Annotated in this window: 23 protein-coding genes; 6 read left to right on the forward strand and 17 right to left on the reverse strand. The window is 46.2% G+C overall.

What is annotated here, in order from left to right:
• Nucleotides 1–8: 8 nt before the first annotated feature.
• The 12 genes from IPJ71_03385 to IPJ71_03440 all read right to left on the reverse strand — a co-directional run bounded on the left by IPJ71_03385 (nucleotide 9) and on the right by IPJ71_03440 (nucleotide 13,303).
• A complete protein-coding gene (locus IPJ71_03385; GenBank protein MBK7842728.1) occupies nucleotides 9–251 on the reverse strand; it encodes a hypothetical protein in 243 nt (80 codons plus the stop codon).
• Nucleotides 252–338: 87 nt separating this feature from the next.
• Entirely contained in the window at nucleotides 339–1,313 is a 975-nt protein-coding gene (locus IPJ71_03390; protein ID MBK7842729.1) for an aminotransferase class IV, read from the reverse strand.
• Nucleotides 1,314–1,326: 13 nt separating this feature from the next.
• On the reverse strand, nucleotides 1,327–2,499 hold the full coding sequence (locus tag IPJ71_03395; GenBank protein MBK7842730.1) for a hypothetical protein: 1,173 nt from the start codon (nucleotides 2,497–2,499) through the stop codon (nucleotides 1,327–1,329).
• Between the two features lie 189 nt (nucleotides 2,500–2,688).
• The gene (locus tag IPJ71_03400) at nucleotides 2,689–3,519 is read right to left on the reverse strand and encodes a flagellin FliC (protein MBK7842731.1); all 831 of its coding nucleotides are present in this window, start codon (nucleotides 3,517–3,519) and stop codon (nucleotides 2,689–2,691) included.
• A gap of 192 nt (nucleotides 3,520–3,711) precedes the next feature.
• Nucleotides 3,712–4,332, reverse strand: coding sequence for a uridine kinase (udk, locus tag IPJ71_03405; GenBank protein MBK7842732.1), 621 nt, complete (start codon nucleotides 4,330–4,332; stop codon nucleotides 3,712–3,714).
• A gap of 8 nt (nucleotides 4,333–4,340) precedes the next feature.
• Entirely contained in the window at nucleotides 4,341–4,994 is a 654-nt protein-coding gene (gene upp / locus IPJ71_03410; protein MBK7842733.1) for a uracil phosphoribosyltransferase, read from the reverse strand.
• Between the two features lie 9 nt (nucleotides 4,995–5,003).
• On the reverse strand, nucleotides 5,004–6,248 hold the full coding sequence (locus IPJ71_03415; protein ID MBK7842734.1) for a DUF1688 family protein: 1,245 nt from the start codon (nucleotides 6,246–6,248) through the stop codon (nucleotides 5,004–5,006).
• Nucleotides 6,241–7,497, reverse strand: a complete 1,257-nt coding sequence (locus IPJ71_03420; protein MBK7842735.1) for a GTP cyclohydrolase II — start codon at nucleotides 7,495–7,497, stop codon at nucleotides 6,241–6,243. The genes IPJ71_03415 and IPJ71_03420 overlap by 8 nt, the downstream gene beginning before the upstream one ends.
• Before the next feature lie 80 nt (nucleotides 7,498–7,577).
• Nucleotides 7,578–8,255 (reverse strand): PilZ domain-containing protein, encoded by a 678-nt coding sequence (locus tag IPJ71_03425; GenBank protein MBK7842736.1) that lies wholly within the window; start codon nucleotides 8,253–8,255, stop codon nucleotides 7,578–7,580.
• Between the two features lie 388 nt (nucleotides 8,256–8,643).
• On the reverse strand, nucleotides 8,644–8,913 hold the full coding sequence (locus IPJ71_03430) for a hypothetical protein (protein MBK7842737.1): 270 nt from the start codon (nucleotides 8,911–8,913) through the stop codon (nucleotides 8,644–8,646).
• Nucleotides 8,900–11,653: a hypothetical protein gene (locus tag IPJ71_03435; GenBank protein MBK7842738.1), complete on the reverse strand. Its 2,754-nt coding sequence runs from the start codon at nucleotides 11,651–11,653 to the stop codon at nucleotides 8,900–8,902. The genes IPJ71_03430 and IPJ71_03435 overlap by 14 nt, the downstream gene beginning before the upstream one ends.
• 63 nt (nucleotides 11,654–11,716) lie before the next feature.
• Nucleotides 11,717–13,303: a peptide chain release factor 3 gene (locus IPJ71_03440; GenBank protein MBK7842739.1), complete on the reverse strand. Its 1,587-nt coding sequence runs from the start codon at nucleotides 13,301–13,303 to the stop codon at nucleotides 11,717–11,719.
• A gap of 270 nt (nucleotides 13,304–13,573) precedes the next feature.
• Here IPJ71_03440 and IPJ71_03445 point away from each other — a divergent pair, with 270 nt between their 5' ends.
• The 4 genes from IPJ71_03445 to IPJ71_03460 all read left to right on the forward strand — a co-directional run bounded on the left by IPJ71_03445 (nucleotide 13,574) and on the right by IPJ71_03460 (nucleotide 17,391).
• Nucleotides 13,574–13,834 carry a ferredoxin gene (locus tag IPJ71_03445; GenBank protein MBK7842740.1) on the forward strand — a complete coding sequence of 87 codons (261 nt, stop codon included), beginning with the start codon at nucleotides 13,574–13,576 and terminating at the stop codon, nucleotides 13,832–13,834.
• A gap of 71 nt (nucleotides 13,835–13,905) precedes the next feature.
• Nucleotides 13,906–14,568 (forward strand): hypothetical protein, encoded by a 663-nt coding sequence (locus tag IPJ71_03450; GenBank protein ID MBK7842741.1) that lies wholly within the window; start codon nucleotides 13,906–13,908, stop codon nucleotides 14,566–14,568.
• Nucleotides 14,569–14,791: 223 nt separating this feature from the next.
• Entirely contained in the window at nucleotides 14,792–16,507 is a 1,716-nt protein-coding gene (locus IPJ71_03455; GenBank protein ID MBK7842742.1) for a hypothetical protein, read from the forward strand.
• Between the two features lie 5 nt (nucleotides 16,508–16,512).
• The gene (locus IPJ71_03460; protein ID MBK7842743.1) at nucleotides 16,513–17,391 is read left to right on the forward strand and encodes a CPBP family intramembrane metalloprotease; all 879 of its coding nucleotides are present in this window, start codon (nucleotides 16,513–16,515) and stop codon (nucleotides 17,389–17,391) included.
• A gap of 41 nt (nucleotides 17,392–17,432) precedes the next feature.
• Here the strand turns inward: IPJ71_03460 and psd are convergent, their stop codons facing one another.
• Together psd and IPJ71_03470 are read right to left on the reverse strand one after the other, a co-directional pair.
• Nucleotides 17,433–18,224: a phosphatidylserine decarboxylase gene (psd, locus tag IPJ71_03465; GenBank protein ID MBK7842744.1), complete on the reverse strand. Its 792-nt coding sequence runs from the start codon at nucleotides 18,222–18,224 to the stop codon at nucleotides 17,433–17,435.
• 153 nt (nucleotides 18,225–18,377) lie between these two features.
• Nucleotides 18,378–18,716, reverse strand: a complete 339-nt coding sequence (locus tag IPJ71_03470; GenBank protein MBK7842745.1) for a hypothetical protein — start codon at nucleotides 18,714–18,716, stop codon at nucleotides 18,378–18,380.
• A gap of 321 nt (nucleotides 18,717–19,037) precedes the next feature.
• On the opposite strand from IPJ71_03470, the gene IPJ71_03475 reads away from it, so the two are divergent.
• Nucleotides 19,038–20,564 (forward strand): FAD-dependent monooxygenase, encoded by a 1,527-nt coding sequence (locus IPJ71_03475; protein ID MBK7842746.1) that lies wholly within the window; start codon nucleotides 19,038–19,040, stop codon nucleotides 20,562–20,564.
• Here IPJ71_03475 and scpB read toward each other — a convergent pair.
• The 3 genes from scpB to IPJ71_03490 all read right to left on the reverse strand — a co-directional run bounded on the left by scpB (nucleotide 20,548) and on the right by IPJ71_03490 (nucleotide 23,668).
• Nucleotides 20,548–21,912 carry an SMC-Scp complex subunit ScpB gene (gene scpB, locus IPJ71_03480; GenBank protein ID MBK7842747.1) on the reverse strand — a complete coding sequence of 455 codons (1,365 nt, stop codon included), beginning with the start codon at nucleotides 21,910–21,912 and terminating at the stop codon, nucleotides 20,548–20,550. The two genes, IPJ71_03475 and scpB, sit on opposite strands and share 17 nt — an antisense overlap.
• Before the next feature lie 11 nt (nucleotides 21,913–21,923).
• Nucleotides 21,924–22,904, reverse strand: coding sequence for a segregation/condensation protein A (locus IPJ71_03485; GenBank protein MBK7842748.1), 981 nt, complete (start codon nucleotides 22,902–22,904; stop codon nucleotides 21,924–21,926).
• 92 nt (nucleotides 22,905–22,996) lie between these two features.
• Nucleotides 22,997–23,668 (reverse strand): site-2 protease family protein, encoded by a 672-nt coding sequence (locus IPJ71_03490; protein MBK7842749.1) that lies wholly within the window; start codon nucleotides 23,666–23,668, stop codon nucleotides 22,997–22,999.
• Nucleotides 23,669–23,696: 28 nt separating this feature from the next.
• Between IPJ71_03490 and IPJ71_03495 the strand changes: the two genes are divergently transcribed.
• Nucleotides 23,697–24,935: a hypothetical protein gene (locus tag IPJ71_03495; GenBank protein ID MBK7842750.1), complete on the forward strand. Its 1,239-nt coding sequence runs from the start codon at nucleotides 23,697–23,699 to the stop codon at nucleotides 24,933–24,935.
• The last annotated feature ends 27 nt before the right edge of the window (nucleotides 24,936–24,962 follow it).

Below are 24,962 nucleotides of genomic sequence, written 5' to 3' on the forward strand. Positions count from 1 at the left end.
ACCAGAAATTATTCCGGAGATTCAGAACCCCCACCTGGCTGCCCCTCTTCCATACCTTCAACAGGAGCACCCTCGTCAATGGGTTGTTCAGGACTTCCTTGCGAGGGGTCACCTTCGAGAGACTGCTGAGAATCAGGAGCTGCCTCAAGAGTGTCCGTCGCTGCTGGTTCTTCGCTCTTTTTGTTACACAAACAGCCAGAGGCCAATGAGAACGCACCAACCAATAGCATCATCGTCATCACAATACGCATTTCATTTCTCCTGTCACACCCGAGCATATAGTTGGGCTCGGGATAAAGATTTAGCTCATAATTTAATAACCGAAGAATTTACCATAATCACGAAAAAAATGACTCACTTTCTGAGGGATTCAAATAGTACTCCGTCAAGAGGGCTTGAATCATTTTAAAAAAAGGCCCAACTTTTCCTGACCCGACTGGCTTTCTTTCCCACTCGGTCACAGGCAAAACACCTATGGTTGTTCCGACCATAAGAATCTCTGAGGCCTGATCAATATCTGATTTGTAAAGCCGTGCAAGGCTCACACTCTTTACAAAAGAATTCACACCAACCTGAGCATGAGCCAGATTGAGGACGCGCAACAGTGTCGTTCCTTTCAAAGTGTAGTCAAACAGTGGGGCCACAATCTCTCTTCCACTTGTAAACAATAAAACATTTTCTGTAGAGCCTTCGGCCAATTCGCCCTGCTCCGTAAAACAAAGAGTATAATCAAGCCCTCGATCAACTGCCTCTTTTTTCATCATTACATTGGGAAGATAATTACAACTCTTTATTTGGCAATAGGGAGCTGACTTAGCCAAGACCTGGCTGACACCCGCCTTCACCCCCGATTCATATTTTACCTCAGGATAAGACTGAAACCGAGTCATCACAATATAGAGCTGACTGCCAACACACTCATAAGGGTTCGTTGTAAACCCACCGGGGCCCCTAGAAACATACAAGCGAAAAAGGACGTCAGAATCCTTCGGAGCCAGAGCCAGCAATTCAAGACATATCGATAATATTTCAGATGAATCATTAGGGAGCGATATCCCGATCGCAGAGGCAGAGCGCTCCAACCGAGCAAGATGCCCCTCAAACTCGAGAATATGGCCCGCCTGAGTTCGGAAAGCTTCAAAAACTCCGTCACCGCGATGAACTATGTGGTCATCTATGGGCAAAAACATCAGGGATGGCTCCTGGACTATTCCACCAATCCAAGAGGAATACATCGCTAAATAATTGCCTCGAGCAAAATTGGACTTTTTTCGTAGCTCGCAGAGCACCTGCTCTTCAGAGATAACCCTCATCTATCCCTGCCGACTAACGCACGCTAATGAGATTCTTGATTTCACTCAAGCGCTTCTTTTCATGATAAGGGACATGCACGCCAGAGCTGCCAGAATACCCCACGTAGACACTCTCTTCCAATCGCTCATAACACTTACGAGCCAAGGGACCTTTAGGCCACTCACGAACGCAAGATTCAAAATAAAACTCATGAAGATTCCAGGACCCTAAATCGCCAAGAACCTCGTAGCTCTCACCCAATAAAAAATATGCCTCAGATCTCTCGCTGGCCTTTTTCAGACCTGTCAAACCCTCATGAAGAAAACTTGTGGCAACCAAATATTCGACGTCGCCTCCATGATCCTTACGAAAACCCTGTGCTAAACGGGCCTTGCGAATTTCATCTTTAGCTGACTTAATGGAGTCCTTAGCAACCGACTGACCCGACTTCGCTTGAGCGGACCATGACTCTAAAGATTTTTTCCACTTTCTCACGTCTTCAAGCAGATAATAGGGAACTGTCTTGCGCTCCATAATCTGATCCATTTTTGCAATGGCCCGACTCGGGTCTTTACGCACTCTGACCATCATAGAGAGATAACGACGAAGAGCTCTCTCCATTTCGAAAGGAAAATCGCCACCATCATTTTTGTCATCAATAATACTCTCCAGGACCGAAAGAGCCTCATCATAACGACGACTGGCAACCAATAGATCCGCTTTCTCCAAGCGATTGAGTTTCAATCCTGAAAAATCCATTTTATCACCCTGAAACTCGGGACCCATCGTGGTTCTCGTGTGGCATCGAAAGCAATGCCCAACAACCGATTTCATTACACTTCTTGAATACTCTTTATGGCCTAACTCAAAACTCTCCTTGGCCCTACCTAAATCACTTCTGAATCGATTCAAACTAAAATTAAACAGAGGATCCTCGCCGATAAGCTGCTTTGATCTCTCGGGAGAAATCTTATGTACGCTCTTGGAAAAATCCTCCATGCGAGCGATGATCCTCTTTTCATTTTTTGGGTCCGTGAAGTCTCCGCGATCATATATAACCGGGATCATCTCCTTCATCACTTGGTCAAGATGCTGCATCTGCCCCGACCAATTTTGAGTCTCTTCCGTCTTTTTTGGCTTGGACTCGCAAGCACTCAGTCCACACAAAACCAAAAAAACAAACACCAGCGATTGAAATTTAGCCATTTTATCCCTCAAAATTGTCATTTAAAAAACACAGAGAGGCAGAACCAGACATAAATATTTATTTAATATCTAACAATCCTTGAGTTGAATCAACAGATCTGGTCAAAATTCATTTCCATTCACAAATTCATTTTTTTCGCACAGCACAATAACAGAATGTTTAGACTGTTCGAATCTTCTCCATATTGGTCATATGAGTTTCAGGGCCATGTTACCATTGTCATTGGCTTGGGCCAAGGTGGCGATAGCCGCCTGTTGCAATATCTGAGAGCGGACTAATTCAGACGAAGCGTAAGCAAAATCAGTATCGCGAATGCGCATCTTCGCTGCACTCATATTTTCCTCATAAATCAACATGTTTGAAATTGAATGATGCAATCGTGTGTCAATCGCGCCGATATTGGAGCGCATTTCGTTCACACGAACCAAGGCGACATCTAACAATTCAAGAGCAGATTGGGCGCTTTTCTTTTCAGAAAAATCGATTTCATCTAGCTTTAGTGAACTTAATTGAGCATTGTTCTCTTCGGAATCAAATGCAATTCTGTCCTCAAAATCATCATTAAAAACTCCCACCTGAAATTCAAAAACTCCCGATTTCCCATCCAGCAAATGTGCATCTCCCCAACGGGTCACCAACGAAATTCGATCTATTTCCTGCTTTAACTGAATCACTTCCTTTTGAATAAATCCTCGCTCCACATCGCCAACTGTATCACTTGAAGCTTGAATCCCCAATTCTCGAAGACGAATCACAAGATTTGCAATTTCATTTAGACCTCCCTCAGCAACCTGAACCATAGAAACCCCATCGTTCGCATTGCGGTTGGCTTGACGAATCGACCGAATTGTCGATCTGATGCCCTCTGAAACGGAAAGTCCGGCAGCATCGTCGGCCGCCTTATTTATTCGATCACCACTGGCCAGTTGAGCCATCGCCGCATCCAAGCCTATCCCCGAACTAAAAAGCTGACGGCGCGCCTGAATTGCCGCTAGATTTGTTGATATTCTCAATCCCATTTGTCCGACCTCTGCCCGGTTTGTCTCGACTCACCAAGAGCCTTGCTCTATCCATCGGAGGTCCAATCTGATTTTTGACAGGACATAGGGGAAGTTGCAGGTCTTTTGCCTAAATTCTAGTCTATTGTCTCACGGAGACGGTCCATCAAAACAGTCCGCCAGTCTAGTCCGACAAGCATTCTCTCGACTAAATTACGGAATCCAATCATTTCTCCACTTATGAATCACCTCGGATACCATCGATTCAATTGGGTCTTCCCCCGAAAAGACCTGGTCTGCATGAGCCTTTGATGGCTCCACATAAAGGTCGTGCATTGGCTTGACTTGATTTTCAAACTGGACTTTAACCCCCTCGGGAGTTCGGCCCCGCTCTTGGATGTCTCTCGCCATACGACGCTGAAATCGCAGTTCTTCTGAGGTTTCAACAAAAACCTTAATATCAAAAAGAGGTCTCAATTCAGGAGAATGAAGGATGAGGATTCCATCAACAATGACAACCAAGTTTGCCACCACAAAAATCCGATCCGAAGTACGCCGATGACGAGAAAAATCGTATTGAGGAGCGTAAATAGATTGTCTTGATCTCAGAGCCAACAAATGAGTGGCCAACAAACTGAATTCCAGAGACTGAGGGTGATCAAAATTAACTGTTCCACCATCGTAATCAAATTTGGAACTTTGATCGAAATAGTACCAATCCTGATAAATTAAAGATACCAGGTTCTCTCCCAACTGCTCGAAGAGAGCGCGAGCGAGCGTCGTCTTTCCTGACCCGCTCCCTCCGCTAATGGCGATGACACAAGGACGACGCACCCTTGAAATCAAAAGGTATCCCCCGTCCCATAGAGGCGATCTCCGGCATCTCCTATCCCAGGAACAATGTAACCCATTTCATTCACCTCAGGCTCAACGCTAAGAGTGTAAATCTCAACATCAGGGTGCCACTCATGCACTTTTTCAAGCCCGGGACGAGAGGCAATGATCGTCACAAATCGAATTTCAGAAACCTGATATTCCTTAAGGCGGCTAATTGCTGCCACGGCGGTGTCGCCCGTTGCAAGCATGGGATCAAGCAATATTACTTTGGCACCTTCCATCTGTTTCGGAAGACGAAAATAATACTCCACTGTGCTTTTAATAAATTTATCCCGATAAATACCTATATGTCCAACTGGCGCAAAAGATAAAAGTCTTTGCATTCCTGCAAGCATTCCGTTTCCGGCCCTCATAATCGAAACCAAGACCACACGATCAGAAATCCGATGACCCTTCGTCAAACGCATAGGCGATTCAACATCGACAGGTTCTAATTCAAAATTTCGCGCAACTTCGTAAGCCAGCAACTGACTGACCTCTTCCATTAATTCGCGAAACTGTCGGGGACGAGTTGTCTTATCTCTCAACTGACAAAGTTTGTGCTGCACAACGGGGTGACGAACAACATGACAAAACTCTTTTACCGAAGCTTCAGACATTGAATTCTCCTAAAAAACAGTTCCATCACTGGTCAACATCAAAGGCGGGGCTCCATCCGCTCTCTTTTCCTTTGCCGCCTTGCGTCCCGCCCACCAAGTCCCACCTTCAAGAGCTCTCACCAAAGGAAACTCCTGTGGTGAGACACCCCGTAAATCACAGAGACCCAAATGAATCTTGTCAATGTAATAGATCGTAAGAGCTCTCCACTCGACAATCAGTGGACTATCTGGGCGATGACACAGAGATGCGGCGTCTGAATCCTTTAAAACCAACAATCCTCGATCAATTAACAAGCCCCCATTTCGATATTCTGGGAGTCCGGTCAGTTCATTCAGCCCAACAATCTCAAATCCCGCTTCTTCGAGAGGAGTGAGAAGTGAGTAAACCATCCACTGTGTGAGCTTATGAAACGGCTGTAAGGATTGCCAGGAGGCTTTGTCTCCTAGTGCTGGATGATGCCAAACGTCTCCCAAATTAAAGGTGCCAAGCGTAAATCGTTCCGGCCAAATTGGACTCAAAGCCTTCAATAGAATCTCTAACAAATCGGAGGCAGGCAATTTTCGATTTGGATATCTACGAATCAAAAGATCTAATACGTGCCCCGGTCGTGAATAGAATCCACCAAATACTTCCTTATTCTCTTCAACGACATGCCCGAGAGAATGAATCAATTTCAATCGACCATCAACCCCAATCAAAGGATTTCCGACAGAAACTTGAAAACCAAGTTCCAATCGCTCCTTTGTGAGGTGCAACAGGCCTCCGCCATCAGCCTGCAGTTTTGTTTGAGGCTCGCTCGAAAAGGCTCCTTTAATAAACATATCCAGAGAGGCGACGGCCAAGCCCTCCGAGCGCGCAACTACCTTTCCGGTTTCAGTTTCAAAAAATTGCCACTGAGACCCCGCTCCGGCATCTAACAAAACTGAAACCATGACCAGATCTATTTTCGCTCTCACCTTTTCAAGACGATCAAGACCATTCAAATTCTTTTCAAGATAAGCCAAGCGATCGACTCCGCCCACCTGAAAGTGAGAAAAACGAGAGTGGTAAGGAATTCGACCATTAGGATAGCGCGATTCAATGACCTGATTGACGTAAGACACTATTTCCGGAATCAACTCTTCACAGATATCAAAATGACCTTTTCCGGACACACAGAATTTTTGCAACCGAAGTGCCTGGGATCGAATGCGAGATGGCGCAAAAATCTCCTCCAAAGCCTTCTGATTAAACGGCATATGAGAATCAATCATGAAGATTTCGACCTTTCACCTTTTGAAGTCCGACTTCGCTCAATGATCCCTCCGGAGAAAAATATCCCGCGGCCTTTTTCGCTTCCATTTCAACCTTGGCGTCTTCAGGTATCCGATCTTCAGGTATCGAAACTCTCGTATTAATCTTGATGCCGCTCTCTACAATAGCATCATACTTCATATCGCTCATTGACACAAAATTGTCGATCTTCTGCACTCCCAACCAATGCAAAACATCAGGCATCAGCTCTTGAAGTCTCATGTCCTGCACTCCCGCCACGCATTCCGTGCGATGAAAATAAGTCGACGCGGAATCTCCACCAGTCTGCCGTTTTCGTGCATTGTAAACCAAAAACTTTGTCACTTCTCCCAGTGCTCGACCCTCTTTCCGGAAATAAACGATAAGCCCTGAACCGCCTCTTTGCGCCGACTTGATGGACTCTTCAATTCCATGAATCAAATACGGCCTACAGGTGCATATGTCAGATCCAAAAACATCTGAACCGTTGCACTCATCGTGAACTCTCACCGTCAACTCAAAATTGGGATCCGATACCTTGCTTATATCCCCAAAAAAGTAAATTGTCGTACTTCCTATAGGAGGTAGGAACACCTTCAAGTCCTCTCGAGTGATCAATTCAGGAAACATGCCTCCGGTGTCTTGAAAGAGTCCCTTTCGCAGATCTCCCTCAGAGATACCATAGCGCTGTGCCAATCCAGGTAAAAACCACACTGGCTCAATCGCTGCCTTTGTGACGCTTACGTCCAGATTTTTACCAACCACCTGACCATCAATCTGCAAACGACCTTGAGCAACAGCTTCCTTTAGCTCCGGCATGAAAATATGAGCCTTTGTGATGGCAATGGTAGGACGGATATCCTCTCCTTGGTTCAACAAGGATTTATAGACATCAGCAACCTGCGCACCCCAGGGATCCATTGAAACAATCTTGTGAATGTTCCACCAGTTAGGAAATGGACCGATAGGCGTGCAGGGACTGGTGTTTGTCAAATCTGGCCGAAACTCTCTGGGCAAATGCCCAGCCGCTGTGGCGAGGGCTCGGTAGACTGAATAGCTCCCGCTGTGGGTCCCGATGGAATTGCGTTTTGAGGGGTCAGTGAGAGTCGCAATAACCGGTCCTCGCAACAAAGGATCCCTCTCTCCCCAGTGAATAGGTCTAACAGCTTTAAATACCTGACTTGGATGAGAGGTCAAAATCACATGAGAACAAATCGGATTTTTTTTCATGGTGCCCTTCCTTGGTCCATGTCGATCACTTTTAAAGTCTGGCTGTAAGACTCTGGTGGAGGCAAGCAAAATATTGATTCCTAAACATTTTCCTTGTAATCAAAACCTCCCATTGTGCCCCCGGCCGTGACAGAATACTCGGCAATCATGTTCGCGACAAAGGTACTCATGGAAACCCAAGCCAAGCCAATAACCCAATAGGAAGCTCGACGATTCCTATGACGAACTGACAAATTAAGTACCTTGGCTTCTGCTCGAAATGGCTTCAGTTCTTTATTCCCATACATTTCTAGAACAACAACGTCTCCAACGACGATCCTCTTTTGGCAGGTAAAAATCTTGGCGCCGATCCCCTTCGAACTAATATTACGACCTTCTCCTTTTGAAATGTACTCTCCATCCTGACTCAATATCATCATTGGCCCCACAGCCGGTACACGCTGCTCGCTCCGCCGACTGACGGTCATGGCTCTTTCCAAAGCCTTGGCATCAAGGACCGGAGAGGAGACATTCTTCTCTGGCAAAATCTGCGTTTTTTCCAAATCGTCTGCTTTATAAGGAGGCAATGAGCCAAATGCAAATGATGGCGATGACGGCAAAGGCAATGGCGTCGGCATTTTTGCAGGAGCTGGATCTCGAGTTGGAGTTAAGTTGGACAGCATAAGATCCCGCAACGGAACCTGGAGATCCAGAGTCTTCTCATCCAGAACTTCAACAATTTGATCCAATAGCCCAATCAGTGGCTTTTTTTGATACACACCCACCCACCCTGTGAAATCATAATACAATCGCCCATCAATCATTTGCAGCAACGAGCGGACCAACCGATCTTCGAGATTTCAACTCTGATTCTGAAAAATCCGACCAGTCTCGTTTCACTGTAAATATTTTTTCAGTTTTGATAAAATATTGAGGCTGTCATGAAGATGGCTATAGTTTGGTTGAGAAAATCATGGCCTTGGAAACCAGATTTGCGCAAAATCCCGCACGGGCGTTCACTCCCCGTGCGGAGCGAAAAGAAGCGCGCCACACTCTTTCCTTTGGTTTTCAGTCACATATAGCCAAAAACTGCGATCTAGGAGAGTGCAGTTAATTCGCTTAAGAAACTTTCAACTCCTAAACTTCAACTAGGCCAGAGACCAAGTCTCAATCCAAACTGATATTTTCACTCGAATGAATAGTCACGAACTTATTGGTATCTAAACCTTCCATCCGAGTGTAGACATTACCATATCCTGGCACAAAAATAAAAAAGAGGTTATAAATGCCGTTACCTATTTTTCCATTGGAACCAATCAAATCTAATTTAAAAGCCTTGTCATAAACCACGCCAGTTTGAGGAGACATCCATTGTCCTATATAATAGAGTTCCCCAAGAAAAGCGGTCCTCAGAGGACACACCTTAGAAAACATCACTCCCAGCCCAAAACAAAGAAGCCTTCGTTTCAGTTCTTTTGCTTGTATAGGAAGAGTCTGACAAACGAGTACAATAGCTCAGAGTCCAATACAGACCCGAGCCAAAAAGACTGCTTCCAAGCGACACTTCAGTTGAGGAGAATTTGATTTCATCTATCAAATAGGAGTCCATCTTCTTCTCTGTATTGGTCGAATAGTCCGCTCTAAAAATAAGTGGCTGAAACGGCCAGAAACCGGACTTACTCGAATATTCGAGCGAGATTTGGGAGAATATGCGCTCGCCGTGAACATTGATTTTGGCCTCATCTCTATTGAGAACCTTTGGCGAACGCTGACCCGAAACCTCCAAGAAGAAATGATCATCACCTCCAAAAGATCCCAAGGTAAAACCGAGAAAAGGGGCCGCCCACTGGCTCTTGGCCAAAGTATCACCAAATTCTCTGACCAAGTCGGACCCAATTCCCCATCTGAAACTATCGCCCCAGTTTCCTGAAATTCCAGCCGAAAGAGTTTGACGGCGCTCACGAACAACTTCTTCGACCTGATACAAATTCACTTGTCGATATTTCAGGCCGAATGGAAAACCATAGAGACGCAGACCGGCCTGGAGGTAATAAGAATCGATCTGCCGATTCGCCTTCGCTTCAGAAAATCCTGCCAAAGAGGACGTTGTGATCTCACTGTGCTCTGGGGCGAGGCCGAGCTCATAGAAAAAATCGGAGCCCACTTGACCTAACTGCATGCGGCCAACTTCGGAATTTGTCCTCTCTGTGTAGATACCTTGACTCAGCGTCTCTTCCTTCTGAAGTTCGTAAGACAAGCCAAACCAAGAGGTCGGCTTGACCATCATCCTCAAGCTGGGATTAATGATTTCGCGAGTGTATATGCGAGATGGTGCGCTGACTTGAGCCATCGAATCATCCTGAAAAAATGGCGAGAACAAAAAAAGTAGACACAAAAACTCTGCCGCACCCAACAGATCCTTTTTCTTTTTGCGAGTTCTCACATAAAAACAAATTAAAACCAAACAACACAAAAGACCTGCAATCAAAGAAATCCAATTGTGGATAACAAAAACAACCAGAGACAGAAAGGCTCGGGTTGCAGCACCCAACACAGGATGTTTTGTGATCTTGAGGGCGAGAAAGGGCGAGAAATCATAGTAATACCGAATGAGCTTACGACCAAAAGCTGAGGTTCGCAGCACTCGGTCCCTAAATTCACGCAAGAGACGGACCTCTGAATGAAGATAAGATCCATGTGCGGCCGTAGCAATAAAACAATGAAAATCCTTATTCTCCGATTTGCTCACGCAGCCAGGATTGATGCCAGGATCATAGCCAGAAAGAGAGGCTCTAAAATTCGCAATGTAGGGATAAGATTCGTTCATTCTCTGAACCGCGTGAGAGTAGTGTTCGATCCCAAACGGCACTCCATTGTGAGAAATCCGGGGATTTGAGAATCGACCCAACGTGGTGCAAGTAATTCCAAGGTCATCACACTGATCTGGATAGGCCATCACATCCAGGTATTTATTAATTAGATCCACATAGCCATAGCCAGTGAGAGAGGTTGTAGCCTGGTGAAGTCCAACCCCCTTCTGATAGCGATCGTGCTCTGAACCCAAATTGTGACCCCACTCGTGGGCCATCGTCCTCGCATCACACCAGTAGGAAGTGACAGAAAAACCATAAGCATCATTGTAAAAATCTTTTTGGGACAAGTAAGCCAAGCCACAGTACGAGGCCGTGTTCGTGACCAACTGAACCAGATCCGCGCCATAGGAATCCCTCAGCGTGTGGGCACTATCTATTTGCCCGTCGCTTGCATTTGCAAGCTGAGCTAAATCTGTCGATGTATTGCCTGTCTCCGTATAGGTGATGGGCCCAATGTAAACCAGCCGAAAGCGAAAATCAGCACAGCTATCGGCAAGCATGACATTCGTGGCATCAACCCTGGCCCTTAGCGTTTCTTCCACCGCGGAGTATCCCGCCACATCGTCAGTGTAGAGAATCATTACGTCCACAAAATGGTCTGCCGTGACAGTGGTGACCAAAGAAGCAGATCCCACTTCACCCTTTTTTATCTTCGGCACAGATGGAACCTGGGGATTTGGCCCCTCGAATCTCCGTTCACCCTGTTCAATCAAATAGGATTCAGCTCCCTCTCGATGAATAAAATAGCTATTGCCCGCGATTAAAAGGGTTCCTGAGAGAATTTGGGTGTCTGAGTTATAAACAAAAAATGCCTGGCTCGAAGCATCAGCTTCTACCTGCAAGTGTATAGACAAAAGCGAATTTTGAACTTGTACCTTCACAACTTTTGTTTCGAGAACTCCCTCTTTCGGCAGATCGATTTTTACAATCTGACCGATCTGAATCGCTGAAACGGCCGCAAAGTTCAATGGCGCACGCAATGAAAAAATGTCTTTGACAAGACTACGAGAAGGCAGCGAAGTATTTCTCTTTAATGAGTCAAGATGGCGAACGGTGATGAGTGGTTCAAGAAGCTCCGAGCCCGTGGATTCAGATTGCGTGTTTAAGGTGTTTAAGGTCTCTGCCAAAGTCACTTGGCAAAAAAAATTCAAGGCGCTCAATAAGCTGATCAATCTGAGCAAACCGAACAAACCGAACAAACCAAACAAACCAAAGGCACCTAGCCGATAAAAATCTCTAACCAAAACCAAAAACAAAACCAAAAGTTTGAGTCTTAAGCTTTTGCAAAACCCTAGCCCTGCCACAGAAAGCCCCCCTCCCAAAATTCTCGTTCCCCCAACGATCCGAGTGGCGAGTTGAGAAATTCTCTAAACTCGGCCGGAAATATGAAAGGTCACCCCCGGATTTTCTTTTTCAAGCCAACGAAGGTCCCATTCCTTTTCAAGGAGTACCACGGCCTCGTGGTTTTCGTCCTCAAATATCCTCGCAGCCCCCTTGATTCCCTCTTTCATGGGCTCGCCCTTCCCATTGCGTGGCCAACGCGCGACCGTATAAGACGAGCGCTCTAGTCGAACGTCCAGTTTGTATTCGTCATTGAGTCGAAACATCAAAACTTCCATCTGAAGTTCACCAACGACCCCGATCACTGGGTCCTGAGGACCCACTACCGGATCAACAAACAACTGAATCATACCCTCTTCAGCCAACTGCTGAACTCCCTTCTGAAGCTGCTTTCGCTTGAGAGGATCCTTCACCGACAATCGACCAAAAATCTCTGGAGAAAACCGAGGAATACGATCGAATTCGACGTTTTTTCCATCCGAAATTGAATCTCCAATTTGAAAAAAACCAGTGTCAATGATTCCCACAATATCGCCAGCGTAGGCCTCATCTACGGTCTCTCGTTCTCGAGCCATAAATTGGTTCGCATAAGCCAGACGCAGCTCTCGATCTAATCGAATATGCCGAACTTTCATGCCTCGTTCAAAGCGTCCTGAACATACCCTGATAAAAGCCACACGATCGCGATGCTTCCTGTCCATGTTCGCCTGAATCTTAAAAACAAATCCCGAAAAGAATGGATCATCGGGTGCGACATTTCCAATCGAGGTGTGCCGAGGACCGGGAGCCGGGGCAAACTCTGCAAAAATCTTCAGAAAAATGTCAACTCCCCAATTGTATTTTGCGCTTCCAAAAGTCATGGGACTCACTCCGCCGGCCAAAAAATCCTCCGTTGAGAATGGCCCGAGGGCGGTCTCCAAAAGCTCCATGTCCTCTTGAAATTTATCGAAGGACTCGTCACCCACCCATTGCCGAATTCTTTCGTCCTGGTAGCCAGTCACCTCCTGAATCTCAGGCTTTTCTTCTCCGCGAGTATAGAGGTAAACCCGGTTTTCAAGTCGATGATACAGCCCACGAAATCGATCTCCCATCCCGATAGGCCAGGTCAGAGGATGACATTTGATCCCGAGAGTGTTTTCCACATCATCGATAATCTCCAAGGGTTCCTTACCTTCCCGATCCATCTTATTCGCAAAAGTAAAGATCGGGATTCTCCTCAAACGACACACCTCAAAGAGTTTGCGAGTCTGAGCTTCAACGCCCTTTGCCGCATCAATGAGCATTGCAGCAGAATCCGCAGCAATGAGGGTGCGGTATGTGTCCTCACCGAAATCCTTGTGACCTGGGGTATCGAGAAGGTTTATTCTCAATCCCATAAAATCTAACTGCATTACGCTCGAGGTGATTGAGACCCCCCGTTGCTGTTCAAGTGGCATCCAGTCTGAAACGGCGGCCTTTGTCCCCGCCTTGCCCTTCACCTCTCCAGCCTTGCGAATCACACCACCCTCAAAAAGTATTTTCTCAGTAATTGTGGTTTTTCCAGCATCAGGATGTGAAATAATGGCAAAGGTTCGCCGCTTCTTAATTTCCTCAACAATATTTCCGAAACTCATGAAATTCCCTAAGATTTTTATTTTAAAACAAGAGAAGACACTAACTGAAGTCCTCGAACTCTCCTAGCATAGATTCTTATACATCGATAGCTCCGAACCCCCCTTGCCTCTCAAGTTTCTAAAGCGGACCATCAAATATAATGCATAGCATTGAATATTGCTCTAAAACCTCGTCTTCCCTATCCTAATCAGCTTGAAAATGCGACTATTTTAACGGCTTGCCCCCCTTTCGGCTGCACAAACTATTGGATCAGTGAGACTCACAAGAAAATGGCTGATAAAAACAAAAAGTACGATGAAAATGTTCCAGGGCGCTACTACGTAGATAAGGAGTGCATCGCCTGTGATGCCTGCTGTTTGACGGCGCCAAATCATTTTGGTATGGACCAGAACGATGGGCATGCGTTTGTCGTCGTACAGCCCTCTACTCCTGAGCAGGAGGCCTCCTGCAAGGAGGCGATGGATGGCTGCCCCGTCGAAGCCATTGGTAATAATGGAGACGAAGACGAAGGCCTACCTTTGACAGTCTAGCCGTGGAAGTCCCTGGTATCAAAGACCATATCGCCACTTCGGACAGCTAAAACTCAGCAAGGAGCCGTGTGATGATTCATTTTTCACTTCACTTCTTAACCTTATTGGCTTGTCTCTTGGGCAATTCTGCCTGGGCCAGCGATTCAGCAAAACCCGAATATGCTCCTGTGGCAAGCGAAGCTGAGCGAGCAGGCGACCCAAAGTATCTCAGATTTCCAGGCTTTGACCGAATCGAAATCATTGAGGAGGGAAAAGTTAAACCCGAGCTCCTCGCGCTTTTAGAAACGGAGAATTGGTCAAAACAAATATCTTCTAAAAATATATCAAAACTCCAGGTACGAAGTTTTGATCTTAAACACGCTGATATTAAGACAGTCGGCCCGATTGTTGTCGTACCCTTTGTCGTGAGCGTACTTTTCAAGGAAAGCGGTCCTTCGACCCCGCTGAGTCTTGTTCAGGGCACGATCAATTCCGAAGGATATATTATTTTGGTGGTTCATAAAAAAAGTGGAAAGATTATCGACCTTCAAATAACTCAGTTTTTCGATGATACCGACATTCAAAAATTGGGCAGAGAACTTGAGTACATCGACCAGTACGATGGTCAATTCATTTTGGGCGTCGTGCCTCCCATTCTGAAAAACTATTTTTCGCAGAACGAAAATCTGACCAGATTGATTCAAATCATTGAAAGCATTGGCGACACTGGCTCTCAGGTGATGACCAGACTTTGATAGCAAATTAGCCTGAACAGAAATAGGCCTAAGACACAGGCTCAGACACAGAGAGATATATATACAGAGAGAGAGAGAAGGGCCCTCTTTTTTACGGGACTCAGGAATATATTCTCCGTGAATGTTCTATCCGTTGACACGGCGTCCGGCGGAGTTTAAGAGTCAGTCGAAATCTCAAACCCCGTTACAGACTCGATTTACGGGCCTTTCAGAGGAGTGTCACTTGAGCAAGAGACGACGAACTAAGTTGGCTTATATTTTTATTGTCCTAAACATCAGCGCCGCCATAGGGCTGACCTCTCCCAGCTTTGGAAAGGGGTCTTCTAGTTCGGGCTCAAGAGGCGGAGGAGGAGTCAGGATGTCTCCTTCGAGACCCCTCTCCCTCTCAAAACCCCCATTGCGGCCGTCCTATACCGGCAATTCTCCAGGAGGAGGTGGAGCAAGCCGCCAAACCATCGGATCTTCGCCAGGTCAAGGTCACCAACTGCAGAAGCCAACATATGTGGCCACAAAATTGCGATCTGGACCCGATTCCTCTAAAAATATCCCAGGCCTGGGCAACTCTACTGTCACCGCAGAACAACTCCGAGCCTCTCCTCCAAAAACTGTTCAAGCTCCAGGCGGCGGGATACCAAATCGCTCTGGTCTAACGACGAAAAGAGGCTATTTGAGCCCCTCCTATGGAGTGGGAGGGTTTTTGCCATTATTCTTTTGGGTCTCATTTTTTAGTCATAGTCAGAGCCACAGCTCATCGTCTCCTCAACCGCTGACCGATCGATATCAGGATGGAGAATTTGGCTCGGATGAAGTCAACTCCCTTCCTGAGTGGATTCAGGCCTCTTTGCGTTTGATGCACTCTCAGAAAGAAGGCGTTTTTCCATCAGATATCACGATCGAACCACTTGAAGGTGATGATCGGAGTTTTGAAGATCAGATTTTAGATCTACTAAAAGAAAAGCAAGAAGTTGAATCATCATCCAAAACAATCACTGCGGTCACCAAGGCCTTTGAACTTGTGCCCGAGTACGAGGCCAAGATTAAGTCCGCTCAGACCCAGATTGACGAGACCTCCCGGTCCGCGCAGGAGGTTCAAAGTCAAGCAGATGAGACGATCCGTTTGCTCACAGAAACAATGAAAGCAAAGGAGACCTTACGAGAGAAATCCCCCGTTCTTTGTTTTTTTGATTGGACCTGCGAACAATGGATCATTTCAAGCGAAATTGAAACTGAAAAAGAATTGAAATTTAAACATCAGAATCTTCTAAATCGGAAATTTGAATGGAATTCTAGCCAGATTAAGCTAAAAGCCAATCTCGTGGCATATCAAGAGAAACTGCGAAAAAATCAAGACCTCCTCCGACAAGAGGGCACAGAAACCGAAGAACACTATAAACTGAAAATAGCTGCTCTGGAACAACTCAAGAATCGGATTCTTGATCTTCAGCAGAGAATTGAAAAACCACAGGGCTTTGTTTTGTGGAATTCAGCCGCAGGCATACAGGACATCCCGAATCTCAAGTCCTGCCCTGCCGGCCAGATTTTCATTTTTAAAGTTTCGCAAGAGGGTGTACTGGCAAAAGACAATCCGCTATTTAGAGAAGCTGTGGCGGATAATATCAAGCCTCGTCCTGAAGTGGCAGATTTGGTCGTCTGCCTTGATGAGTCGAAGCGAGTAAAGAGCATCCATATCGTACAAGATAAAAGGGAGATCTATTTTTCTAAAATCGAACGCAATGACGACTCTCAAATCTCAAGCCTTACGATCTCGAATTCGGACAAGGAGCTAGAGCGGCACAGTTGGATCCCACAGAAGGAAGGCATTATTCGATACATCATTCGATTTACTCACAAGGATAAGGCAGTGGAAATCTATTCGGACATTAACCCCGATAAGATTGAAATTGAGGCTGAATCCGAAGAACCCACCACATCGAATTGATTTCGATGAGAAGTGTAGATGTGTATCTAATTCCGTACTTGTTTCTCCTGCTTTCTATTGGCTTTGCATGGAGATCTGCAACTCGAAATGCCCTTATTGCAATTGCCGGTGCGGTTGCGAGCGGCCTCATCCTTCAAATACTTGAGCCACTTGCACTCGTGGGCATCGCTGCATTGGGCCTAAGCATTTGGGTTCCTCATTCAAAGCTGATACGAGGGAGCACGGGAGGGATGAGTCGATTCCTTAGTTACGGACTTTTTTTGATCCTTGCCGTTTTGATGCTCAATCACTTAGCTCCCGGATTCAATAATCTCAGAATGATTGAAAGCCTCCGATTCTCTGAGGATTCAAAACCATTTACGATGTACCTGAATTTCGACAAGACGATAGTTGGGATTTTCATTCTCCTATTTTTTCTAAGGAAACGAAGAGAACAATCATTCACATTCAAGAGGAGCTTTTATTTGAGCGTAGGCCGAACCTTGATTGCGCTTCTCTCCGTTCTGATTCCGATCTCCCTTCTTACACAATACGTTCGCGTCGATCTTAAACTCCCCGATCAGACCTGGATTTGGGCTCTCAATAATTTATTTTTTGTTTGCTTCGCCGAAGAGGCATTTTTTCGCGGATTTCTCCAGAAGGGTTTGACGAGTCTTTTGCCAAAAACGCGATCCATGTCGATCCTATCGGTAACTTTGGCTGCGGCGATGTTTGGACTCGCTCACTTTAAGGGCGGGGCATCCTATGTCTTGCTCTCTTCAATTGCGGGTCTTTTTTACGGATATATCTACCAAAAGACGGACCGGATTGAATCCTCCATCCTTGTTCATTTTGGATTAAATGCTATTCATTTTTTGTTCCTGAGCTATCCGGCCCTCGTCTAAACTCTTAATAAGGAAGCTTCAGAAAGAGCCCTCCGAACGCCTCAGAAGGTATCAGTGAGCTCTTCTCCCACTCGCACCGTTACAGGTTCGCCCGGCCTAATTTCAGAACGAAAAAAACCAGGTGGGTAAAGCATGACCACCGTGCTGCCCATATGAAAAATTCCTAGTTCTTCGCCAGGAATCAATTCTTGTGGGGGATCGTAATTTTTTTCGATAATTTGGCGAGAAGAGCATTGATTGGTCTGCAATTCGGGATCAAAACTGACCGTCATCTTTCCCACGTTTGTGGCCCCTACCATGATGAGAGCTACCGTTCCTCTCTGAGTCTGTATGTTAAAGATCAACCGCTCATTTCGAGCAAATAACCTGGCGATATGGTTGACACTCCAATTGTTCACGGGCCACAGATTTCCTGGAATATATTTAAGACTCTTTACAAATCCATGCACCGGAGAATGCACCCGGTGATAATCAGTTGGACAAAGGTAGTAAGTGAGGTAATGTCCACCCTCCCATTTCGCAGAAGCTTCCGAATCACTCAAAAAATCCTCAACCAAGTAAGATACACCCTTCACCTGAAACAACAGCCCTTTTTCAATCCTTCCTCTTTGAGTCAAACTTGAATCAGCCGGATGAACAACATCACCATTTGAAGGCCGAAGCCCTGGTCTCAACTTTCGAGTGAACAACTCCCCAATACTCAAATAGGATTCTATCGGCAGCTCTGCCTCCTGCAAATTGATTCGATACCTCTTTGCAAACCAACGCACAGTCCACAAAGACAGGGGGGGAGGCAGTCGAAGATGAACAAGCCTACCCACCCAATAGCTCATTAAATTTTTTGGGATCAAGAATAACAGGCGGCCAATGAAATGATCTTTGTATCTCATATCTTGAAGAGTTCACTCATCCAGATCCTTGAGTCAAGTGAACACAACAACACAGGCCAGCGCGCTAAAACCCTCTTCTTTTAAACAATTTGCCAATCACTGCCCAGTTTGGCCGCTGGAACTTCCCGTCTGACCATCATGTCGTTGACGATGAATTCTCTCAGACTGCCGATCCTGGAGCTGCTCGAGTCTTTGAGCTTCATTCGCATCCACAACACCATCTTGTTCTGCGCGCGTCTGAGCCCTTTCCACTCGCTGCTGTCCTCGTTCCAATCTTCTCCTCTCCGCTTCGTTTAGCTGAGAATTTGCGGTTCCCTGATCCAGGCGCTGTCGTTGCCGATCCTGCCTTCGCTGATCCCTTCTTTCTTGACCGCTTGCAATTGTCGAAACAAAAACCATCATCGCTATAAAAGCCGTTAAACTCGTTTGACTCACTTTTGACTCCTGTCATTGTTAAAAAGCTTCAACTAGGTCATCTCTCTTCTTAAGACCCTGACCCTGCAGCTTTTGTGCCTTATGTAAGGGCGCAACCCAATGATAATATTGGACTTACTGGGACTCAAGTGGCCAAACTATAGCCAGACGTCGTTTCTCTTTCAAATCTGGCCTTCCGGCGAGGTTTATTGAATTCATAAAGTCGCAGTACGTTAGAGCTGATCAATGATTGAACAGAGATAGAAAAGAGGAAAGAGGAATAGCGGGGCCTCGATCTCCAAAAAGCCTGGGTTTCATGTAGGATGTGTGCTACGGAAAAACATGAGTCGAATTTTTCACAATATCAAATTAGGAATAGACGAAGATTTGGAGGAAAAACTCTCCTGGCTTGTCCCTCATTATAGCAGTTACCATATTATGCGCCAATCAGTCGATGCTCGAAGGCGCCATTCTCCTCATCTCATTTATTCGGTGGAAGTATTCGAAGAAAATGAATCGCCCCCAGACTCCACGATAAAGCTCGAAAAAGTCTCTTTTAAGGGCGACCCCGTGATTATCATTGGTTCGGGTCCTGCCGGCTTATTTGCAGCCTTGCGATTACTCGAAAGAGGAATCCCTTGCCGAATCTTTGAACGAGGCTCTGATTGCGTGAAACGCCTCAAGGCGATCAATCACTTCTGGCGCTACGGTGAGCTCGACCATCGAAACAACGTCTGCTACGGAGAGGGCGGGGCCGGTTTGTATTCCGATGGCAAACTCATCACTCGAATCAAAAGCCCCCATATTCCCTACGTTATGCAAAAGCTCGTCGAATTTGGAGCTCCATCTGAGATCCTCTATTTGGCCAATCCCCACGTTGGATCAGATCGCATCAGGCGGGTCATTCCTCAGCTCCGACAGCACCTACTCAAATTGGGATGCGAGATTTTTTTTGATACTCGAATCACCGAGCTACTCACCGAAAACAAAATGATCACGGGGGTAAAGACTGAGCATGGCCAAAGCTTTCGAGGCCAACAAGTCATCCTGGCGACAGGTCACAGCGCAGGGGATGTTTTCGATCACCTTCTCGATTTGGGAGTGTCAATGGAGGGCAAGTCCTTCGCCGTCGGCTTGAGAATTGAACACCCTCAAAAATGGATTGATCAAATTCAATTTCGCGAATTTGCAGGACATCCCAAATTGGGAGCGGCGAACTACAAACTTGCGGCTCATCGCGAGGAGGAGAACACAGGAGTTTATAGCTTTTGCATGTGTCCCGGCGGATACGCTCTCTCCAGCGGCACCGAAGCTGACGGCATTGTCGTCAATGGGATGAGCAACTACCGACGAAACTCCGCCTTTGCCAATTCGGCCATTGTGGTCACAGTTGATTTTAAAAAGAGTTTTGCGGGAGATCTAATGGGAGGGATGAAGTGGCGTCGCTCACTGGAACAGGCGGCCTTTCTCGCCGTCCAAAATGAAGGCGGAGGACGAGCTCTTCCCGTGCAAAGGGTGACAGATTTCCTCAATCAAAAGAGAGGCCCCGCAATTCCATCTTCCTCACCCAGCGGAGTTATTCCCGTGCGTCTCGATGAACTTCTCCCGTCGAATATTTGTGAATCCCTCGCCTGGGGTCTCGAATCCTTTGAAAAAGCAATGAAGGGATTTGTCAGCCCTGAGGCCCAATTTCATGGCATTGAATCACGAACATCTTGCCCATTGAGAATCACCCGGGACCCACAATCTCTTCAATCCATTAGCCACGCGGGCCTTTACCCAACAGGAGAAGGCGCTGGATACGCAGGCGGAATAACCAGTGCTGCTTGCGATGGCATCAAGGTCGCCGAAGCTATTGCGAGTCTTTAAAGACCTCCAAATCCTTCTCAAAATTATCGAAGGAGACGTTTCCGATTTTGGACGAAGGTTTTTTGTCAGCGGTCTTCACTGGAAGACTCTCCCACGATTCCTTTTCGTCTGGCTGCTTTCCAGTATCAAAAAAGGTATCAAAGGCTGTTTCGATCTCAAGCTCAATCGATGAAGTGTCCTCCTCCTGTGATTTTGCAGAACTAACATCGGCGGCCGCCGGACTCACAATCTCAGAAGCTGCTTTGGCCTCTTCCAGGGACTTCTCATAGCGCTCGAGCCACTTTCTGTCTTTGGCTTCAACAACATCACCAAGTGTAATGGCATCGCGAATATCCTGAGCCCTTTCTCTGTCGCGCTTTTCTTTGGCCCTCAATTTCTCTTCTTCAAAGAAATTTGATGAGGTCGTGATAACTTCCAACTCTGAAGATATTTTCAATAACTCTTCTTCACCTTCGGAATAGGAGAATCCTGCCTCTCGCGACAAATCACCCGTGATATCCTCAAGTCGCTCATTTTTCTGATCAAACTCAGACATCTCGCCGATGCCCTCTGGAATCAACTCATCAATTTCGCTAAGCGATGGCAACTCACGAATATTTCTCAACCCAAAGGTTTCCAAAAACTTACGCGTCGTCGCATAAAGCATCGGTTTGCCAGGCAATTCACTTTTTCCAGCGAAATTAACCAAAGACTTTTCCATTAAACCACGCAGGAGGTGCCCGGATTCAACACCCCTGATTTCGTCAATCCCCCCTTTTGTCACCGGTTGTTTGTAGGCAACTATCGCCATCACTTCAAGCGCTGGACCTGAGAGTTTGAACGGACGCGTTTTCACCATGCGCCGCAAGTAGGGAAGATTATCAATTTTCGTTCGAACTTGAAAGCCACTGTTGATTTCTTCAATTGTTACCCCACGCCTCACACCGGCAAATTCTACAGCCAATTGGTCGATGGCCCAACGAATTTGCTTTGAGGTTACAGTCGTCCCTTTAAAGACTTGTCTCATCTGAGCCATTGATATTGGCTTTTCGGTGGAGAACAATAGACTCTCAACAATTGAAATGATCCGATCATCCTCAATAAACTCGGCATCCTCTACCGCTGCCGACTCAAATCCTTCCAGCTCCGTGCCCTCTGCTGAAAATTGGGAAGCTTCATCTTCAGGGGACAAGTCAGAATCGTCCTGCTCCTCGCTATCAGCAAGGATGACAACCTCTTCATCCAGAAGCGAGTCCTCTAGACTCAGAGACGGATTTCTTTCAAACTCAGCCCAACTGTCTAATTCCGAGTGAGCACTTTCTTTGTTCTCGTCCTTTGCGCCGTCCTTATTTTCGCCATCCTTATTCATGATCATCCACCTTATCTCATTTGATCTTTTTGAAAATCCTCTTCAATGAGCTTCTTCTCTTCCTCAAGAATCTCTTCGTCTGTGGCTCCATCCTCCACTGAAATCTCGGCCTCTGGCGACTCAGAGGAAGGACGATCTGCCATGAGCTTGTCCGCACCTTCTTCAGGATCAATTGAAATCCCCTGTTGAGCCTCTACAAGAAGCTGTTCTGCAACCTCCGCCGAATGAGCATTATCGTAATCTTCCACTCGTGCAATCACATCGCGGTCGACGGCATTCTTAGCCTGAATCCGAATTTCTGCCTGATCATCAGCCTGAAACAAAGAAATAAATCCCATTTTTGCCAACTCTAGCAGCGAAATAAAGGTCACTAAAATTTGATTGCTTCTTTTTTTCTCCTGAGCGTCAATTAAATCAAAAAAACCGACAATCTTGCCAATAATTAAGACGTCCTTGATTTGCAAAATCCTCTCGGAAATAGACAGCAGGGCCTCTGCCACAAAATGAACACCCTTTTTCATATTTCGAACAGTGGACCGGTAAGAGGAGATCAGCGCAAACAATGCGTTTTCCTCAACAAGAATTTCACCCACGTCTGGAGATCCCAGATCAAGTCTCTCACCTCTTAAAAATAAATCACGTCCCACCAGAGGGCGCTCATTGAGCCTGTGAGCTGCATCTTGATACTTTTGGTATTCGAAGAGCTTTGAAACGAGCTCCTTGCGAGGATCCTCATCTTGATCAACTTCTCCCGACTCATTGTACTGAGGTAGAAGTAGCTTTGACTTGATTTGAATTAAGGTTGCGGCCATTGCCACAAACTCACCAGCGTTTTCCAAATCAAGATTCTTCATTGCCTTAATAAACTCAAGATACTGGGAGGTTATCTGATGAATATTAATATCAAAAATATCCATCTCTTCCCGACGGATAAGATGGAGAAGAAGAGCCAATGGACCTTCGAATCTCTCGAGATGAATAACAAGACTCAAAGCAAATTCCTCACTTCAAAATTCTAATTAATGACACAAACCAGCATCAATTGAATCAAGAGATCCTGGAATTGGCAATCAAACATCTTACTTTATACGATCATCTTAGCGAGACCATCGGCAAACTCAATGAGATAATCTCGAAAAAAAGCCACTGGGTAGGCAAGAAAACGAAATCCACCCATCATAAAGGCACCAATCAAAATCATGTTCAGCATGTGTTGGTGCTCCTCCAATTTTCTATTGACCTCATCTGGAAGAAAGCGAGCAAGCACCTTTCCTCCATCGAGAGGATGAACGGGAACCAAGTTAAACACTGCCAGCAAAAGATTGATCCAAATAAAACCAACCATGAGGCTCGCCACAGACTCCCCAAGGGAAGGGCTCAAAAACGGGTGCGCCAATCCCAATACAAAGGCCCCAATCACTGCTAAAATAAGATTTGAAAGAGGGCCTGCAAGAGCAATCCAGAACATGTCTTTTTTAGGATTCTTCAAATTCCTTTCATTTACTGGAACAGGTTTGGCCCACCCAAACAGAGGCCACTGAAAGGCAATCGCCATGATTGGCAAAATCACCGTTCCGAACCAATCCAGATGGGCAAAGGGGTTGAGCGTCAGTCGACCCATCAACTCCGCCGTCCGATCCCCCTTCCGTCGAGCCACCCAACCATGGGCAAACTCATGAAAGCACAAAGCGAACAGAAATGGGACAAAGAAAATTGCGACTTTTGCGCCAACTTCAACGATATTGAAATGATTCATGCTTTGAGCTTATACTACGGGAAGGGTCATGACGAAATACCTTTGCGCTTTTCAACTGATTTTTTTATCTTGCGGAGCGCTGGCTGATTACGGCAACTACAATTCCATCTTGATTGGCGAAAGGGCGGCTGGCTTGGGAGGCGCCTACACTGCCTTCACAGGTGATCCTTCGGGATGCGCATTTTACAATCCGGCTTCCTTAGCACGCATGGATGGGACCACCTTCAGTGCCGCCGTCAACGCTTACAACAAAACTGACGCCCAATTTGGCGATTTGGACTCCCTCGAATCCGCGGCCATGCGAGTCAATCGCGGATCCATTGTTCCAATCCCCGCTTCTAGCGGCACTGTCTACTCCTTTGGAAATTTTGCCGTTGGCTTAAGTATTCTATTTCCCGACTACGATTCCTATACGGGCGAAATCAAAGCCAACTCAGATGTCACGTCCTACATGAACCTTAAGGATCAATCTCTTTGGGTGGGAGGATCGCTGGCGCTCAATCTCTCTGAGGAAGATGCAATTGGTTTGACTATGTATTACACTTCCCGAACTTTTTCTCGCTCCCTCACCGACCAACTCAGTCAGGCCGGAACTGTCTTCCTCACGAATGAAGAAAAAATACTTTCTCAAAATTCTCTTGTCTATATTTTGGGATATTACCGTCAGCTCAATACCAATTGGACTTTCGGCACAAGTCTTCGTCTTCCCTCTCTTTCGGTAAATGGACAAGGTTCCTTTTATCGTTCCAGCATTGACACCTCCGGAGGAATCTCTCCACCAATGAATCACAAATCTATTTCTGCTGAAACCCGAATCCCCTTACGTCTGAACATCGGCCTCGGCTACACACAGCCTGGCAAGTGGGCTTTCTCTACAGACGTAAACCTACATGGACGAGAGTCCTATATAGACTTGGATGATCCGTCTGGAGGCGATCGAATTCGACACAAAGAGGTCTGGAACCTGGCTCTCGGTGGAGAATATTTTGTTCAATCTTGGGCCGCTCTGCGCGTGGGCCTCTACACCAATTTTTCTTCACATCCGGAGATCGACGAAGTCGGCCTTCGGCAAGGTGATCATTTGGACATGTGGGGATTTTCGACAAATGTGGCTTTTTTTACGACTGGTCGGTCTACCGTGACACTGGGGGGATACTATTCTGGAGGAAAAGGAGAAAGCACTCAATTCGTGGGCCAGGAAATCAAAGAAATTCCCAAGAGTGTCCAAATTTTTTCTTTCCTCGTGGGCACCTCTTTTCAACTCTAGAAAAGAAATCAAGCGACCTAAGTCTGG

The sequence above is a fragment of the Bdellovibrionales bacterium genome (assembly GCA_016714165.1).
Taxonomy (GTDB): domain Bacteria; phylum Bdellovibrionota; class Bdellovibrionia; order Bdellovibrionales; family UBA1609; genus JADJVA01.